At 30.4% G+C, this 15,611-nt stretch carries 19 protein-coding genes and 1 tRNA gene; 11 read left to right on the forward strand and 9 right to left on the reverse strand.

Features of this window, described 5'->3' with window-relative positions; translation table 11 throughout:
- Position 1: 1 nt before the first annotated feature.
- Genes BUB65_RS01210 through BUB65_RS01230 form a run of 5 tightly spaced genes read right to left on the reverse strand, consistent with a single transcriptional unit; the run spans position 2 to position 4,726 of the window.
- Positions 2-625, reverse strand: a complete 624-nt coding sequence (locus BUB65_RS01210) for a hypothetical protein (protein ID WP_073071257.1) — start codon at positions 623-625, stop codon at positions 2-4.
- Positions 622-1,356 carry a patatin-like phospholipase domain-containing protein gene (locus BUB65_RS01215; protein WP_073071259.1) on the reverse strand — a complete coding sequence of 245 codons (735 nt, stop codon included), beginning with the start codon at positions 1,354-1,356 and terminating at the stop codon, positions 622-624. The genes BUB65_RS01210 and BUB65_RS01215 overlap by 4 nt, the downstream gene beginning before the upstream one ends.
- A complete protein-coding gene (locus tag BUB65_RS01220) occupies positions 1,334-2,131 on the reverse strand; it encodes a patatin-like phospholipase family protein (protein ID WP_073071261.1) in 798 nt (265 codons plus the stop codon). The genes BUB65_RS01215 and BUB65_RS01220 overlap by 23 nt, the downstream gene beginning before the upstream one ends.
- Positions 2,131-2,979: a deoxyribonuclease IV gene (locus BUB65_RS01225; RefSeq protein WP_073071263.1), complete on the reverse strand. Its 849-nt coding sequence runs from the start codon at positions 2,977-2,979 to the stop codon at positions 2,131-2,133. The genes BUB65_RS01220 and BUB65_RS01225 overlap by 1 nt, the downstream gene beginning before the upstream one ends.
- 19 nt (positions 2,980-2,998) lie before the next feature.
- Positions 2,999-4,726, reverse strand: a complete 1,728-nt coding sequence (locus tag BUB65_RS01230; protein ID WP_073071266.1) for an NAD+ synthase — start codon at positions 4,724-4,726, stop codon at positions 2,999-3,001.
- A gap of 70 nt (positions 4,727-4,796) precedes the next feature.
- On the opposite strand from BUB65_RS01230, the gene BUB65_RS01235 reads away from it, so the two are divergent.
- The 5 genes from BUB65_RS01235 to BUB65_RS01255 are packed head-to-tail and all read left to right on the forward strand — an operon-like array spanning position 4,797 to position 9,385.
- Positions 4,797-5,423 carry a winged helix-turn-helix transcriptional regulator gene (locus BUB65_RS01235; RefSeq protein WP_073071268.1) on the forward strand — a complete coding sequence of 209 codons (627 nt, stop codon included), beginning with the start codon at positions 4,797-4,799 and terminating at the stop codon, positions 5,421-5,423.
- The gene (locus tag BUB65_RS01240) at positions 5,411-6,040 is read left to right on the forward strand and encodes an MnhB domain-containing protein (RefSeq protein WP_073071270.1); all 630 of its coding nucleotides are present in this window, start codon (positions 5,411-5,413) and stop codon (positions 6,038-6,040) included. Before BUB65_RS01235 ends, BUB65_RS01240 begins: the two co-directional genes overlap by 13 nt.
- Before the next feature lie 17 nt (positions 6,041-6,057).
- Positions 6,058-6,930: a prolipoprotein diacylglyceryl transferase gene (lgt, locus tag BUB65_RS01245; RefSeq protein WP_073071273.1), complete on the forward strand. Its 873-nt coding sequence runs from the start codon at positions 6,058-6,060 to the stop codon at positions 6,928-6,930.
- A gap of 2 nt (positions 6,931-6,932) precedes the next feature.
- Entirely contained in the window at positions 6,933-8,141 is a 1,209-nt protein-coding gene (locus BUB65_RS01250; RefSeq protein ID WP_073071275.1) for a 2,3-bisphosphoglycerate-independent phosphoglycerate mutase, read from the forward strand.
- Positions 8,141-9,385, forward strand: a complete 1,245-nt coding sequence (locus BUB65_RS01255; RefSeq protein ID WP_073071277.1) for a ComEC/Rec2 family competence protein — start codon at positions 8,141-8,143, stop codon at positions 9,383-9,385. The genes BUB65_RS01250 and BUB65_RS01255 overlap by 1 nt, the downstream gene beginning before the upstream one ends.
- Here BUB65_RS01255 and BUB65_RS01260 read toward each other — a convergent pair.
- The 4 genes from BUB65_RS01260 to BUB65_RS01275 form a co-directional block, all read right to left on the reverse strand.
- Positions 9,289-9,741, reverse strand: coding sequence for a Fur family transcriptional regulator (locus BUB65_RS01260; RefSeq protein ID WP_073071280.1), 453 nt, complete (start codon positions 9,739-9,741; stop codon positions 9,289-9,291). The genes BUB65_RS01255 and BUB65_RS01260 overlap by 97 nt on opposite strands.
- An 11-nt stretch (positions 9,742-9,752) precedes the next feature.
- Positions 9,753-10,787: a transcription termination factor NusA gene (gene nusA, locus BUB65_RS01265; protein ID WP_073071282.1), complete on the reverse strand. Its 1,035-nt coding sequence runs from the start codon at positions 10,785-10,787 to the stop codon at positions 9,753-9,755.
- 11 nt (positions 10,788-10,798) lie between these two features.
- On the reverse strand, positions 10,799-11,251 hold the full coding sequence (locus BUB65_RS01270; RefSeq protein WP_073071285.1) for a ribosome maturation factor RimP: 453 nt from the start codon (positions 11,249-11,251) through the stop codon (positions 10,799-10,801).
- Positions 11,252-11,303: 52 nt separating this feature from the next.
- A tRNA-Ser gene (locus tag BUB65_RS01275) sits at positions 11,304-11,394 on the reverse strand.
- 123 nt (positions 11,395-11,517) lie between these two features.
- Between BUB65_RS01275 and BUB65_RS01280 the strand changes: the two genes are divergently transcribed.
- From BUB65_RS01280 to pyrR, 6 genes are read left to right on the forward strand one after another with little or no spacing between them, the layout of a single operon-like run.
- Positions 11,518-12,282, forward strand: a complete 765-nt coding sequence (locus tag BUB65_RS01280; protein WP_234946700.1) for a DUF368 domain-containing protein — start codon at positions 11,518-11,520, stop codon at positions 12,280-12,282.
- Between the two features lie 20 nt (positions 12,283-12,302).
- On the forward strand, positions 12,303-12,572 hold the full coding sequence (locus BUB65_RS01285) for a cupin domain-containing protein (RefSeq protein ID WP_073071289.1): 270 nt from the start codon (positions 12,303-12,305) through the stop codon (positions 12,570-12,572).
- A 13-nt stretch (positions 12,573-12,585) separates the two neighbouring features.
- Positions 12,586-13,209: a cyclodeaminase/cyclohydrolase family protein gene (locus BUB65_RS01290; protein WP_073071291.1), complete on the forward strand. Its 624-nt coding sequence runs from the start codon at positions 12,586-12,588 to the stop codon at positions 13,207-13,209.
- Positions 13,193-14,296 (forward strand): tRNA guanosine(34) transglycosylase Tgt, encoded by a 1,104-nt coding sequence (tgt, locus tag BUB65_RS01295; RefSeq protein WP_073071294.1) that lies wholly within the window; start codon positions 13,193-13,195, stop codon positions 14,294-14,296. Before BUB65_RS01290 ends, tgt begins: the two co-directional genes overlap by 17 nt.
- Positions 14,289-15,080, forward strand: a complete 792-nt coding sequence (locus BUB65_RS01300) for a hypothetical protein (protein ID WP_073071296.1) — start codon at positions 14,289-14,291, stop codon at positions 15,078-15,080. The genes tgt and BUB65_RS01300 overlap by 8 nt, the downstream gene beginning before the upstream one ends.
- Complete coding sequence (pyrR, locus tag BUB65_RS01305; protein WP_073071298.1) at positions 15,077-15,610, forward strand: bifunctional pyr operon transcriptional regulator/uracil phosphoribosyltransferase PyrR; 534 nt, start codon at positions 15,077-15,079, stop codon at positions 15,608-15,610. Before BUB65_RS01300 ends, pyrR begins: the two co-directional genes overlap by 4 nt.
- The last annotated feature ends 1 nt before the right edge of the window (position 15,611 follow it).

The following is a 15,611-nucleotide window of genomic DNA, read 5'->3' on the forward strand; positions in this document are numbered from 1 at the left end:
ACTACTCCACCACTATTTCAACTTGTACTTTTTCACCTTTTAGATTGTTATTTTCAGTATTTAAAATAATTTTCACGGCTTTTATTTTAATGTTCTTTTCTTTGTCAATTAGTTCCACATTATCTTCTAGAATTAGTTCACCTTTTTCTTTGTTATAGAAAAATTTATTTGAATAAGCGGTGATGCTCCCCTTAATGATTTCAATCTTTTGATTTTTTGAATTTCCTTCAAAAACGTTGTTTAATAAATCAAAATTTAGTTTTTCACAATTTATAAAGATAGTTTCTGAACTTTTAGAATCTATAATAGTTAAAGATGAGTCTTCAATTGTCCCATATTGGGTTTCTATATTGTAACTTAGATTTTCACCTTCTAATTCTCCTTTATCAAAAGAAATTTGAACAGTTCCTGTTGCCGATAAAAGTATCCATTTATTTTGAATTTTTTCAATTTCCATTCTTTCAGTTTTAAGAGATAGATTGTCAGGTTCGATCAAAACTACAATATTACCACTGTAACTTATAACGCTATCAGTTGGTTCGACATAGTCGGAAGAAATATGAATAGTTTTTGAAAAAGAAATTAGTACAACAAATATCAAAAAGGATAAAACAATTTTTTTCATAATATACCTCCAATGTATTTTTCGGAAATTTCGTATAATTTTGTTGATAAATTAAAAGGATTTAGACTACTTGTAGTTATTTTAAGTTTATATTTTGCATTGTTAAATCGTTTTCTCATGATTTCATTGGTTCTTGCATAAGTAGAATATACCATATAATCAATTGCATTTTTTAAATTAACATCAAATTTTTTGTTAATGAGAATTACAAAATCACCTTCAGGAACACCATAGACCCATGAACCAGAAACGAAGCCATTATAAGGAGAATATTCTATAGGAAAAGATAAAGTTTTAATCATTGCATCTTGAAGATTATCATCTTCAAGTATTTCGTCATTAAATGTATTTAAATTAAAAGCGTGAATTTTTAATTTTTTTGTTATTTTCTCATCAGGAAAATATTTTGTTACATATTTTATTAGTGTTCTTTGATTTTTGAAGCCATTAAGAGTTTTTGAAGCTTTATAAAGAGCAAGAATTTGTTCAATAATATTCGTAAAGTTGAAACCATATGCGAAATGAAAGGTTTTTAAAGTTTCATCATATATTGTACGAGTATAAGCATAACTTCGGTTTGATGAATTGGTTTTTAAATAAAAATAAGCAGGTATACAAGAAAATCCCGTACAGTGTATTTCATCAAATTCTAATCCGAATTTTTCGCACGCTTTGAAAAAAGCTGGTAAAGAAAAATAGAGGACTGAATTACCTCCAATTGCGAGGATCAAAATCTTCTCTCCTTTCGTATGCATAGGAAAGAGCGGACTGATAAATCTGTTCGTATTTGGGAAACTCGAACCACTCGTAAGGAATCCTATAATATATTACCACATTTGCATTATCTAAATCAATATATTCAATTTCTATTTCTTTCCACGTATCTATGTAAAACATTAATTCTAATTGATCTTTAGGATAGTCAATTGGTGTTCTTGAGAAAGTGCTTGCAATAACGAAATCTGCTCCCATTTTTATAGCTTCACTTACTGGCACAGGAGATAATACCCCCCCATCTGTGTTTTGTACACCTGCCAACCATAGAGGCGAAAACACTCCAGGAACGGATGAACTTGCCATAATTGCGTCAACTAGATAACCTTCTGTGATCAAAAGTGAGTTTGCGTTTTCATTATCAAATGTTACTACACCTATTTGAATTTTGCAATCACTAAATTTTTTTCTACCAAATAAATATCTAAAAAATGGATAATATTCTTCTATTGGAATTAATGAACGTTGTAAGATTCCCCAAGTACCTGAAGATTTATTGAGTTTATTATAATATTTTTTAAACAGTGGTAGGAACTTATCAATAGCAGAGGAAAATTTTTCGTATACTTTTTCACTATTTCCATACAAACCATATAAACCGGCTATTATAGAACCAGCGGAGGAACCTGTAATTATTTCAGGTTTTACGTTGTATTCTTCTAACAATTTAAGTGTAGCAATATGAGAGATTCCTTTAACTCCGCCAGCAGCTAGTGCAAGACCTATTTTCATCATTCCACCTCTAAAATTTTCAATACTTCTTTGATATCTTGAGCGTGTACGTCATTATCACCGGGGGTTTCTAATATCCAAGGTATTTTTTTGATAATTTCATGGTTTAAGAAAACTTTAAACCCATTTATTCCAATTCTTCCTTTTCCTATGTTTTCGTGTCTATCTTTATTAGAACCAAGTTCATTTTTTGAATCATTGAGATGAACAAATAACAACTTTTTTAATGAAAAAAGCTTGTCAATTTTATTTAAAAATTTATCGAGTTCAATTGGGTCTGTAATATTGTATCCTGCATCCCACGCATGGCAAGTATCGATGGTTATTCCAATTCTTTCTGGATATCTTGCTTTATCGATAATATTTTTTAAATGTTCTAATTCATACCCTATATTTCCGCCTTTTTTTGTTACATTTTCTAGTAAGATGAATGTAGACTTTTCTTGTTCCATTGCAATATCCAAGGCTTTTACAATATTTCCTACACCAATTTCTAGACCTTCACCCAGATGGCTGCCAGGATGAATATTTAAATATTTGATTCCTAACGTTGTACATATTTGCATTTCAGAAATTAACAATTTTAATGATTTTTCCCAAGTTTCGTGTTTAGGGCTTGCTAGGTTAATGAGATAACCACTATGGCATAACATTGAATCTTGTGAAATTCCATATTTCTTTATCCCATCGTTGAATTTTTTTACATCATCTTTTTTTGGTAAGTTAGCTTTCCATTGCCGGGGATTGTGTGGAAAAATTTGAAACGTATTTCCACCAATTCCAACAGTTTCTTTGGGTACCCTCTTAAAACCTCCCCCGATAGGCATATGTGCTCCTATTTTTACCACTATGTTCACCGCCTTCTTTCTACCACTCTCTATATTTATTTGTGATTGGCATTCTCCTATCTTTTCCAAATGATCTTTCCGTTATTTTTATTCCCGGGGCGCTTTGTTTTCTCTTATATTCATTTTTGTCAACCAGTTTAGCAACATACTTAACAGTTTCAAGGTTATAACCTTTTTCAGAAATTTCTTCTACAGATTTTTCTTTTTCAATGTATTCTTTTAAAATCCCATCAAGTATTTCGTATGGGGGCAATGAATCTTCATCCTTTTGGTTTGGTTTTAATTCAGCACTAGGTGGTTTAATAAAAACATTTTCGGGGATAATTTCTTTTCTTTTATATTTATTATACCACCTGGCAATTTTGTATACTTCAGTTTTGTAAACGTCTTTTATAGGTGATAAACCTCCAACCATATCCCCATATAATGTGGCATATCCAGTAGCTGCTTCACTTTTATTACCAGTAGCCAAAACTAGGTATCCAAATTTGTTTGAAAGTGCCATTAAAATATTTCCTCTGATTCTTGCTTGTAAGTTTTCTTCAGTTGTATCTTCCTTTAAGCCTTTGAAAATCTCTGAAAAACCTTCTTTGTATTTTTCAAAAATATCTTCTATAGAAATAATATGGTATTTAATATTTAAATTTTGGGCAAGGGTAATTGCATCATCAATACTGTGTTGAGAGGTATACATAGAAGGCATCAAAACTCCTATAACATTTTCTGGTTTAAGAGCTTCAGCAGCGATAACAGCGACTAATGAAGAATCTATACCACCACTTAATCCTAGAACAACTTTCGAAAAACCATTTTTAATTACATAATCTTTAAGTCCTAAAGTTAATGCTTTAAATATTTCTTCTTCTTTTTCAAGTTTATATTCTTTTTTATTAACAAATTCGAATTTTTTTGGTGTAGGGTTAAGTTGAGCCTTTACTGTAATAACTTCAGAGTTTTTGATTTTTTCAATATATCTTCTTCTTGGATCATGTAAATTTGTCCGAAGATTTTCTTCGATTGGTATGTCGATTATTATTAATTCTTCTTCAAAAGGTTTCCCTTCGAATATTATATTTCCTTCTGAATTTGTTACAATACTTCCACCGTCAAAAACAATTTCATCTTGCCCACCTACAAGATTACAATATACTATTGGGCAATGATAATCATAAGATTTTTGAGCCAAATAGTTTTTCCTTAATTCTCGTTTGCCATAAAAATATGGAGACGCGGAAAGATTTAGAATAAGTTGTGCGCCATTAGTTACTTGATAATGCATTGGACCTAAGGGACTCCAAATGTCTTCACAAATGTTAATACCAATTTTTATGTTTCCATAATTTATTATTACAATTTCTTCACCAGGCTTGAAATATCTTCTTTCATCAAAAACACTGTAATTTGGTAAGAGTTGTTTGTGATATTTACCAATTAGTTGACCATTTTGAATAATTGCAGCTGCATTATATGCATCATTTTTAACATCAATAAAACCAAGCAAAATAACCGGATTTTTACCTTTAGAATAATCTATTATTTTGTTTAAGTATTCTATGTTTTTCGATAAAAACGAAGTTCTAAGAACTAAGTCTTCTGGAGGATAACCGGTTAGAAATAATTCAGGAAATATAACGAAATCAGAATTTTTTTCTTCGGAAAAATTTATAGCTTCAATTATTTTTTTATAATTTGTTTCAAAATCTCCAAGTGTAGAATTTAATTGGGCCAAAGTTACTCTTATAAACATAAATTTCGCCTCCTTTATAAAAAATTATAACACGAAAATGTGTTATAATTTTGGCGAAAGGAGTGAAATAGTGGTAAAGATTAGTAATTTAAAATTTTTTGAACCTTCTCCTTATTTTAGAAAAATGTTAATTCTAGAATCTATATACGAAGATGAAACTATAACACAAAAGCAGTTGTCAATAAAGGTAGGAATAGTACCTTCATTGATTAATAAATACTTGTCTGAATTAAAAAAAGATGGATTTATAACTGTTACAAAAACAGGAAAACGTGCGAAATACAATCTTACCAAAAATGGCTTATCAGAACTTAATTTGATGAGATTAGCTTTTTTTAATGACATAGTTAACCTTTCAAATCAAATAAATGTACACCTTGAGAGTATATTTTTGAAATTAAAAGGTAAAAGACATATTGCTGTTTACGGGGCAGGAATAGTGGGAAAGACATTGTGTGAGTTATTGGTTAATAGAAATTTTAATGTTGTAGTTTTTTTCGATGATGATGAAAGTAAAATTGGTACACGTATTCGAGGGATTCCTGTTATTAGTATTAATTCTCCAGCGAAGTTTGATGCATTAGTAGTTGCCTCTTTTAAGAACGCTCGAAAAATGGCAAATAAAGCTTTAAGTATTGGGTTTAGGGATGTATACATTTTCAAAACGGAGGGTATAAAACTAATATGGTATGGTTAAAAATATTAAAGTATATTTCGATCTTTTTGATATTTCTTGTTCTACTTTCGATGTTATTTGAAAAATCTAGTTATTCTATAAATTTCTCTTCTCTTGGAGAAGTAAATAATTTTGTGACTGAAATTTATTTAAAAAACAGATTATATGATACAATTTTTGAGGTTTTAGTATTTTCTTTGGCTGCTTTAGGTGTTTTATTATTTAATTTTTCTATTGAATTGAATAGAATATTTTTGCATGAAGAGCATATAAGGATTTTATTAAGATTTTTAAGTTTTTTTGTAATGTTGAGTTCTTTTTATTTGGCATATTATGGCCATATTACTCCAGGTGGAGGTTTTTCAGCTGGAGTTGCAGGTGGGACAGCACTTCTTCTATATGCCTTAAGTACTACTATAAGTGAATTTGAACATTTTTTTCACGGTTTTAAAGTAAAATTGTTTGAAAAAATTTTCTTATTTTTTATTTATATTTTTTCTGTGGTTACTTTTTTTGAAGGTACTAGCTTTTGGCAAATTAATAATATTATTCTTTTGAATATATTGATTTATCTCAAAGTGATGTTTGGAACATGGATAATATTGTACAGTTTTATTAAACATCGTGGAATAATTTAGAAAGTTGGGGTGATATTTTGAAAAAAAAGTTTTTTTATATCCTAATTTCAATATTTATCATAATTTTGATCGGTATTTTTTTATCAAAAGTTTTTAGTGGAGAAATTATTGTCAAAAGATATATTTTTCGGATAGGCAGATTTGAATTAAGATGGTACAGTGTAATGATTGTGTTTGGTATCATATTATCATATATTCTTGTTAGAAGACGTTTAGAAATTTATAAAATTAATCCTGAAGAACTTGATGAAGCTTTATTTTGGGGAATTATTTTTGGGATAATAGGTGCGAGAATTTATTATGTAATTTTTATGTGGAAAGATTTTTATTCTAAATATCCTTCTGAGATTTTTAAGATCTGGCATGGAGGGCTTGCAATACATGGTGCCATTATTGGTGCAATATTAGCAACATACTTATATACAAAATTGAAAAAAAATTGTTCGTTTACATTTTTGCAGGGTTTGGATTTGTTTACAAGTGTTTTGCCTTTAGGGCAAGCTCTTGGGAGATGGGGTAATTTTTTTAATTACGAAGCGTATGGCAGGCCCACCAATTTACCTTGGGGTATGTATGTTCCTCTATCAAACAGAATGCCCGGGTATGAAGATTTCAGTAAATTTCATCCAACTTTTTTATACGAAAGTGTAATTGACTTTTTAATATTCTTGTTTCTTTATAGATATGATTTAAAAAAGAAAAGTCATGGAGAAACAACGGCACTTTATTTTATATTGTACTCATTGAATAGATATTGGATTGAAGCTTTGAGAACAGATAGTCTTTATTGGGGAAAAATTAGGGTTGCACAATTAATAAGTGCAGTTTTGATGGTATTTGGAATCAGTATGTTTATTTATTTAAGGATAAAAAAAGCGAAGGAGGTGTGAAAATGTTAGACAGGCAAAACGTTATTAAAGATTTGATATCCTCTAATAACTCAAAAATCGTAATGTTGGTAATGGATGGTATAGGTGATATTCCCAATGAACAAGGTGTAACTCCATTACAAAAAGCAAATACTCCTAATCTTGATTTTCTCGCAACCAAGAGTGATTTGGGACAAACCATTCCTGTTTTACCTGGAATAACCCCTGGAAGTGGTCCCGGTCATTTGGGAATTTTTGGGTATGATCCTTTAAAATATCAGATAGGTAGAGGAATATTAGAAGCATTGGGAAGCGATGTAGAAGTTGGTGAAAAAGATGTTGTTGCAAGAGGAAATTTTGCAACAATAGATGGTAATATAATTTTAGATAGAAGGGCAGGTAGGCCGGCGACTGAAGAAAGTGCGAAAGTAGTTGAATTATTAAACGAAAAGATAAAACAAATAGATGATGTGAAGATAACATTTTATCCTGGTAAAGAGCATCGTTTTGTAGTAAAACTTACAGGTGAAGGTTTAGGTGATAAATTAGAAGATGCAGATCCGCAAAAAGAAGGCAAGCCTATAAAGTATACAACGGCTTTAGAACCAGGTTCTGAAAAAACAGCAATTATTGTAAATAAACTATTAGATAAAATAAAAGAGGTTTTAAAGGATAACCCCAAGATGAATTTCGCACTCTTAAGGGGTTTTTCAAAATATCCAGATTTACCTCAATTTGGAAATGTTTTTAAATTGAAAGCTGCTGCAATTGCTGTGTATCCAATGTATAGAGGGCTTGCCAAATTGGTTGGCATGAATGTTGTAACAACAGGTCAGACAGTTGAAGATGAATTTAATACTGTTAAAGAGATATGGAATGAATTTGACTTTTTCTATATACATGTTAAAAAGACTGATTCATATGGTGAAGATGGAAACTTTGAAAACAAAGTAAAAGTTATTGAGGAAGTTGATAGAGCTTTACCTATTTTACTTGAATTAAAACCAGATGTTTTAATAATTACTGGTGATCATTCCACACCTTGTCTTATGAAAGGACATTCTTTTCATCCTGTTCCTTTAATGATTAGTGCTAAATATACTAGGAGAGGTTTATCAAAAACATTTGATGAGTTTGAATGTGTAAGAGGAACTTTAGGAACTATTTATGCAGTTGATATTATGCCTCTTGCACTAGCATATTCAGGAAGACTAAAAAAATACGGAGCATAATGGTCGTTATTTTGTTTCTTTTAGCTATTTTAGGGGCTTTAATAGCCCCTATTTTTTCTGTTCCGAGGCTTTTATTATTTTTACCTATACTTTTTTACAAACGGCCTATGTTCTTTTTAGGTTTATCAATTATTTTAATTGTTAATTATATGGGGGGAATAAATGTTCAGGGTAATTTTGAATTTGTTGGTCGTGTTGTACAAACAAATGATAACTTTTCAATTGTTCGGGGAAAAATTTATTACGAGGAGGAATGGCGTAATCTAAATTTAAGTGTAGGAGTTTATAAAGAAATTCCACTTGGTGATATTGTTTATTATTATGGCGATATGACAAGTAGGAAATTGAATTATCCAAAAGTGATATTAAACAAAAATAGGGTGATGTCATCACCCTATTCTTTGAGTATTATTAGAAAAGTTTATCTAGTTACTGAAAGTTTTAGAGAAGAACTTCTAAAATATAGCGAAGTTTTTTATGGATTATTTGGTGGAAAAATTAAAAATAATGATTATTATAATAGTGGTTTGTATCATTTTTTCAGTGTTTCTGGTATGCATGTTTCATTGTTATTTAGTTTTTCTTTGCTGTTTTTTTCGATTTTTGGTATTAAGAGAAAAATTAGAAATACGATTTCTTTAGTAATTCCGTTTGTATTTATTGTCGGTACAGGTTTAAACTTACCATCTCTGAGAGCCTTTATTTATCTTTTAGCATTGGTGATACTAGAATTATTGGAATTAAAATTTTCTAAACTCAATGTATTGTGTGTTGTAGGAATTACTTTTCTTTTGTTGGAACCTTCACTTTCATACTCTCTATCATTTTACATGAGTTTTTTCAGTACATTTGGTATATTAAGTGTTGAAAACAAATATTTAAAACCAATTGCTGCGTTTTTGGGAAGTGCACCATATCTGTCGCTGTTTTCATCTATTAATATTTTTTCAATTGTAGGAAGTATTATTATTTTGCTTCCTGTACAAGCTGTGCTTATTCTTCTCTCACTTTCGTTTTTATTTTATTTGTTAAATTTTCATGTTTTAACTCATGCATTTTTATATATAGCACTTCCTTTTACAAAAATTATTGAAGCGGTTTCTTATATATTTTCTAAACTACCGTACATTCCAGGTAGTATTTATTCTTATTTTTTCTTTTCTTTTCTTTTTTTTGTTTTTTTATTACAGTTCGGACAAATTCCATATATTTTAAAATCAAAGTTTTCGAAAACAAATCCCTGATTTTTTAGCTCTCTTTTCAATGTTTTGAGATGTTTTTCTTCAATTTCATATATTTTCCCGCAATTTTTACATATGAAATGATGATGTTGCTTATTCTTTTTTGCTAATTCATATCTATAAATTCCTTCTCCGAAATCTAATTTTCTTAAGAATCCAAATTCTACCAAAAGTTCTATTGTGCGATAAACTGTTGCCTTACTAACTGAATGTTTGTTAGAAAACAGAATCCTATAAACATCTTCTGCTCCAAGGTGTTCATCTTCATTATCCATAAATACTTTCAAAACAAGTTCTCTTTGAGGTGTCATTCTGTATTTTTTATCTTTTAATGTTTTTTTCAACGCGTCGAGATACATATTCTTCCTCCTCAGATATTCATTATAGGTTTGATATCAATTTTCCAACCTGTTAATTTTGCTGCAAGGCGTGCATTTTGGCCACCCTTGCCAATTGCTAGAGAAAGTTGGTTTGGTGGAACAATAACACGAGAAGCTTTATTTTCAAAATCTAAAATTTCAACTTCAATTACACTTGCTGGCTGAAGAGCTGCTGCAATAAATTCTTTCGGATCTTCCGACCATTTTATAATGTCTAATTTTTCACCTTTTAATTCTTTCAATATTGCTGCAATCCTTATACCTTCTTCGCCAATACATGCCCCAACGGGATCAACTTTTGGATTATTTGATTTGACTGCTACTTTTGTCCTGATTCCTGGTTCTCTTACAATTTTGACTATTTCAACAACTTTGTTTTCTATTTCAGGGACTTCAAGTTCTAATAAACCTTTTATGAAATCTTCATTAATTCTTGTAACCATTATTCTTGGTCCTTTTTTATCTTTTTTAACGTCTTTAATATGGACTTTGATTAATGATGATGCTTCTATCTCTTCACCTGGTATCCATTCTTTTTTTGGAAGTCTTGTTTCAAGTTTTCCTATTCTTATATCTGCCCAATCTGGTGTTACTCTTATTACTTCGGCTGTAGTGATTTTTCCGATTAATTCTGAATATTTTTCAAACTGTTTTTCTTTTTCTATTTCTCTAATTTTTTGAATAAGAACCTGCTTGGCAGTTTGAGCTGCAATCCTGCCAAATTTTTTTATATTCAATCTTTTTTTTACGATATCTCCGACTGAAGCATCTGATTTAATTTTTAAAGCGTCCTCCAAAGATATCTGTTTTTTGTCATCTTCGACTTCATCAACTACTTCAAGTAATTGATATACTTCAATCTCTCCTGTTTGTCTGTTGATTATTATCTCAACGTTTTTTTCGCCTCCATGGTCTTTCCTGTATGCGCTAACAAGTGCTTTTTCAATCACTGGTATTATTTCATCTGGTTTAATTCCTTTTTCTTCTTCTAACTGTTCTAAAGCCCTTAAAAAATCTAAATTCATTTAAATCCCTCCTAAAATTCAATTTCTAAATTTGCTTTTTCAATTTCTGAATAATTAATCCTTTCGGTATTTCCATTTTCTAAGAGAATGTAGATAACATTATTCTCAACATTTAAAATTTGACCAATAATTGTTTTTGTTTTTGTGATTATTTTTGCTTTTTTATTTTGAAATCTAATAAAATCATTTATATTTCTTAAAGGTCTATCAAGTCCAGGTGAAGAAACAGTAAGAAAATATCTTTTTGGGATGATATCTAGCATATCTAAAGTAGCTTCAATTTCTCTAGAGACCTTTTCGCAATCTGTTGTGCTAACATAATCAAAAGGGTTGTCTATAATGATTTCTAAGATCCATTTTCCGGATTGATTATAATACTTCACATCAAATAATTCTAAACCATATTTTTCGGTTGCACTTTTTGCAAGTTCTTTGACTTTTTTAATTAATTCATTGTTTTTCATGAAATCACCTCACATATAAATATTAAACCGGGACTTTAGTCCCGGTAATTTCTGGCGGAGAGGGTGGGATTTGAACCCACGGACGCCTTGCGGGCGTCACACGCTCTCCAGGCGTGCGCCTTCGACCGCTCGGCCACCTCTCCATGAATCTGTAAATGATTTTACCATAAAAATTGAATTTTGCAATACTTAACTTATTATTTGATTTTATTTGTGATTAAGATATACTATATTTATGGATTGAATATGTATGTGAGGTGATCGAATTGTTCAGATATTTTTTTGGAGGAATACTAATGGGACTTGCAAATTTAGTTCCTGGTATTAGCGGAGGAACTATGGCAGTGATAGCAGGTATTTATAATGATTTAGTGGTATCTATTTCAGATTTATTTAAATTTAAAAAAAATAGTTTTAAAATATTGTTTGTTATTGGAGTAGGAATTTTTGTTTCTCTTTTTTCCGGAGCAAAAGTTTTCGAATTTGGACTTGAAAATTATCCGTTTTATATGTATTCATTCTTTTTTGGTTTGATTCTGGCTTCTATTTTTTACTTGAAAAGGAAAATTAAATTTAGGATTTTGCCGACAATTGTTGGTATAATTTTAGTATTAGTACCGAATTTTCTTCCTTATAGTTCATCAGTTTCAAATTTAAAACTTTTTTTTGGTGGATTTTTAGGTGGAGCTGCAATGATAATCCCAGGATTAAGTGGCTCTTTGATGCTGCTGATTTTAGGGATATATGATACGGGAATTTCAGCAATTAGTAATATGAAACTTGGCGTATTAATAATTCTTGGTTTAGGAGTTTTAGTAGGAATTTACGCTATTTCTCATTTGATAAGGTGGGCTTTAGAAAAGAATGAAGTATTTGTTAATAATTTCGTTTTTGGTTTGGTCATTGGATCATTATATCCTATTTTTCCAACAATGCATGGAAAAGGTAGTATTTTTTTAGGACTTTTTGTGGCAATTGTAGGTTACTTTTTGGCATTATTAATAGAAAAAATTGATAATAATATGCTATAATAAATTGGGAGGTGTAATTTATGGAAATAAGAATTAAAAAGCTTTCTGATAAAGAAATAGAGGAACTGGGAATAAAAAATTGGCCAATTTGGACGAAAGAAGTATCAGTTTTTGATTGGTATTATGATGAAAAGGAAAAATGTTATTTTTTAGAAGGTGAAGTAGAAGTTGAAACACAAGATGGGAAAACATATACTATAAAAAAAGGTGATTTTGTTGAATTTCCAAAAGGGTTAAAATGTATTTGGAAGATCAAATCACCTGTCAGAAAGCATTATAAAATTGGTTAGTAGGGGTGATAGTGTGGATATCAAAAATATGCCTCTTAAAGAGTTTTGTGATAAAGTTGCTGAAAAATCTCCGGTTCCTGGTGGAGGAGCGGTAGGTGCAGTTGTGGCTGCTCTTGCTGCATCGCTGAATCAAATGGTTGCAAATTTAACTATAGGCAAGAAAAAGTATGTTGATTATCAGGAAATTATGGAAGAAGTTTTAGAAGCTATGGAGTATTCTAGAAATAAATTACAAGAAATTGCTATGAAAGATATTGAAGCATTTAATGAAGTTATGAAGGCTATAAAAATGCCTAAAGATGATCCAAGTAGAGAGAGAATATTACAAGAAGCATTAAAAAAAGCTGCAGATATTCCTTTTGAACTTGCAAGAGAAGCCCGAAATATTCTAAGGTATTGTCAAAATACATGTAGATGGGGAAATAAAAATGCTATTTCTGATGCTTATTCTGCTGCAGAATTAGCAAAAGCTGCTTATAGGATAGCGATGTATAACGTTTTAATAAATTTAAAGTCTATTAAAGATAAAGAATTCGTAGAAAAATACATAACAGAACTTGAAGAGTTAAAAAATGAAGTAAGAGGTTTCTACACTGATATTAGGGAGTTGGTTAAAGAAAATGGCTTTGAAATTTGAATTAATAAAAGTTTTAGGGAAAGCTAGGAGAGGTAGAATATATCTACCTCATGGAATTGTTGAAACACCTACTTTTATGCCTGTTGGGACAAATGCAAATGTTAAATTAATGACTCCTAAGGAACTTGAAGAAGTAGGGGCACAGATTATTTTAGGGAATGCTTTTCATTTGTATTTAAAGCCCGGAATGGAAGTGTTAAAATTTCACGGTGGAATAAATAATTTTATTGGATGGCATAAACCTGTTTTAACAGATAGTGGAGGATTTCAAGTTTTTAGTTTAAGAGAAGGAAGAAAAGTTACTGATGAAGGAGTATTAATTAAATCTCCTTTAGATGGGAGTAAACACATGATAACCCCTGAGCTTTCAATGGAAATTCAGAATGCTATCAATTCAGATATAGTCATGGCCTTTGATTATTGTGCTGAACCGGGTATTGAGTATGATAAAGCAGTAAGAGCTTTAGAGTTGACTACGAAATGGGCTGAAAGAAGTTTAAAAAGGATCAGAGAATTGTCTGATCAAGCTATTTTTGGAATAGTTCAAGGAGCATTTTTTCATGATTTAAGAGAAAGAAGTGCAAGAGAAATTACAAGTATGGAGTTTGATGGATTTGCAATTGGTGGTTTGAGCGTGGGAGAAGAATATGATATTACATTAAAGATGACAGAATTTACTGTTCCATTTCTCCCGGAGAATAAGCCAAGATATTTCATGGGGGCTGGTTCCCCAAAGCTTATTGTTGACCTGGTTTATAATGGAGTGGATATTTTTGATAGTGTTCTTCCTACAAGAGTGGCGAGGCATGGTCAAGCATTGACTTGGATAGGAAAGTTAAACATTAGAGCAGCAAAATTCAAATTTGATAAATCTCCAATTGAGGAAACTTGTACTTGTTATACGTGTAAAAACTTTTCTAGGTCTTATATAAGGCATTTATTTGATCGAAGAGAAGTTTTAGGTCAAATCCTACTAACGATTCATAATTTGCATTTTATGATGGATTTGAGTAAAAAAATAAGGGATTCAATTGAGGAGGGTACTTTTGAAAAGTTAAGAGGGGAGGTATTAAAACATTATGATTAAAAAAGTTTTTGTATTTTTAATTTTAGTTATTTCAGTTTTTTTGTTTGGTGTAAGATATGTTGAGAATCCAGCGTTTTCTTTAAACCAAAATACTGCTTTAGGTTTTGAGTACGGTACATATTTTGGGGGAATTCATGGTTGGACAACAAATTTTGGGTTGTATTATAATGAATTTGAAGAAAATATGATAGGTAATTTTTATTTATTTGCGTCAAAAGATAGTTCTCAAAGTATAAATGAAGTGGGTTACAGTATTAGCGGAGAAAATGACACGATAAAGTGGGGAGGAGACATTAAAATAGTTAATTATACGGATGAATCAACAAGTGCTTTTTTAATGAATATTGGTATAGGCTTTGCGGGAGAAATTTTTGATAATGTATTTTTAGGAGCATTTCTTGATGATTTTTCTATTTATTCTCAATATCCTGGAGAGGCTTTCAAGGGAAACGTTGGAATAGATTTAGTTTATGATTTAGGAAACTTTGTTCTTTATGCAAACATGAATTATATAAAACAAGAATATTTCCAATTTAATATTGGTGGGGGAGTAGATTTCGACTTTATTGCATTGGGAGGATACTGGTCACCTGAATATTATAACAAAGTTGGAGCATTTTATAACAAAATGAAAGGATACTTTGCATTTAAAATAGGTAATTTATCGGCAAAAATAGATGCTTTCTATTCATTTTCAAATGTTAGTTCTGCTACGGTTGATTTACCTATGAATTATGAAAATCATTCTTATGGGTATAATGTAACAATAGAGGTGAGGTTTTGAAGAAGAAAATTCTAGAGAAAGATGATATTAGACGTTCTCTAGTTCGGATTTCCCACGAAATTCTTGAAAAAAATAAAGGGATAGAAAATTTGGTAATTATTGGAATTTTAACTCGAGGTTATTATTTAGCAAAGAGAATAGTTGAAAATATAGAAATTTTTGAAGGTATCAAAGTGCCTCTAGGTAGTTTAGACGTGGGCCCTTTTAGAGATGATGAGAAAAGAAAAAAAGAAGATAAAAGTGAAATAAGTTTTAGTTTAACTAATAAAAAGGTTGTTCTTGTTGATGATGTTTTATTTACAGGTAGAACTGTAAGAGCTGCAATGGATGCTATAACAAGTCGAGGTAGGCCAAGTTTAATTCAACTTGCTGTATTAGTAGATCGAGGTCATCGTGAGTTTCCTATAAGACCAGATTATGTTGGAAAAAATATTCCGAGTTCGAAGCATAAAGAAATTGTTAAAGTAAGAGTTGAGGAAGTAGATGGAGAAGATGCAGTATATATCGAAAAACTTGTTAAGGAGGAATAGA

This window comes from Thermosipho atlanticus DSM 15807 (assembly GCF_900129985.1).
In the GTDB taxonomy this organism is placed as follows: Bacteria; Thermotogota; Thermotogae; order Thermotogales; family Fervidobacteriaceae; genus Thermosipho_A; species Thermosipho_A atlanticus.

What these genes read in the sequence shown, in the direction of transcription:
- BUB65_RS01220 (WP_073071261.1), bottom strand. Translation starts at nt 2,131, where the DNA reads ATGAAAATAGGTCTTGCACTAGCTGCTGGCGGAGTTAAAGGAATCTCT.
- tgt (WP_073071294.1), top strand. Translation starts at nt 13,193, where the DNA reads ATGGCTTTGAAATTTGAATTAATAAAAGTTTTAGGGAAAGCTAGGAGA.
- BUB65_RS01230 (WP_073071266.1), bottom strand. Translation starts at nt 4,726, where the DNA reads ATGTTTATAAGAGTAACTTTGGCCCAATTAAATTCTACACTTGGAGAT.
- BUB65_RS01260 (WP_073071280.1), bottom strand. Translation starts at nt 9,741, where the DNA reads ATGTATCTCGACGCGTTGAAAAAAACATTAAAAGATAAAAAATACAGA.
- BUB65_RS01210 (WP_073071257.1), bottom strand. Translation starts at nt 625, where the DNA reads ATGAAAAAAATTGTTTTATCCTTTTTGATATTTGTTGTACTAATTTCT.
- BUB65_RS01285 (WP_073071289.1), top strand. Translation starts at nt 12,303, where the DNA reads ATGGAAATAAGAATTAAAAAGCTTTCTGATAAAGAAATAGAGGAACTG.
- BUB65_RS01250 (WP_073071275.1), top strand. Translation starts at nt 6,933, where the DNA reads ATGTTAGACAGGCAAAACGTTATTAAAGATTTGATATCCTCTAATAAC.
- BUB65_RS01240 (WP_073071270.1), top strand. Translation starts at nt 5,411, where the DNA reads ATGGTATGGTTAAAAATATTAAAGTATATTTCGATCTTTTTGATATTT.
- BUB65_RS01300 (WP_073071296.1), top strand. Translation starts at nt 14,289, where the DNA reads ATGATTAAAAAAGTTTTTGTATTTTTAATTTTAGTTATTTCAGTTTTT.
- BUB65_RS01270 (WP_073071285.1), bottom strand. Translation starts at nt 11,251, where the DNA reads ATGAAAAACAATGAATTAATTAAAAAAGTCAAAGAACTTGCAAAAAGT.
- BUB65_RS01255 (WP_073071277.1), top strand. Translation starts at nt 8,141, where the DNA reads ATGGTCGTTATTTTGTTTCTTTTAGCTATTTTAGGGGCTTTAATAGCC.
- nusA (WP_073071282.1), bottom strand. Translation starts at nt 10,787, where the DNA reads ATGAATTTAGATTTTTTAAGGGCTTTAGAACAGTTAGAAGAAGAAAAA.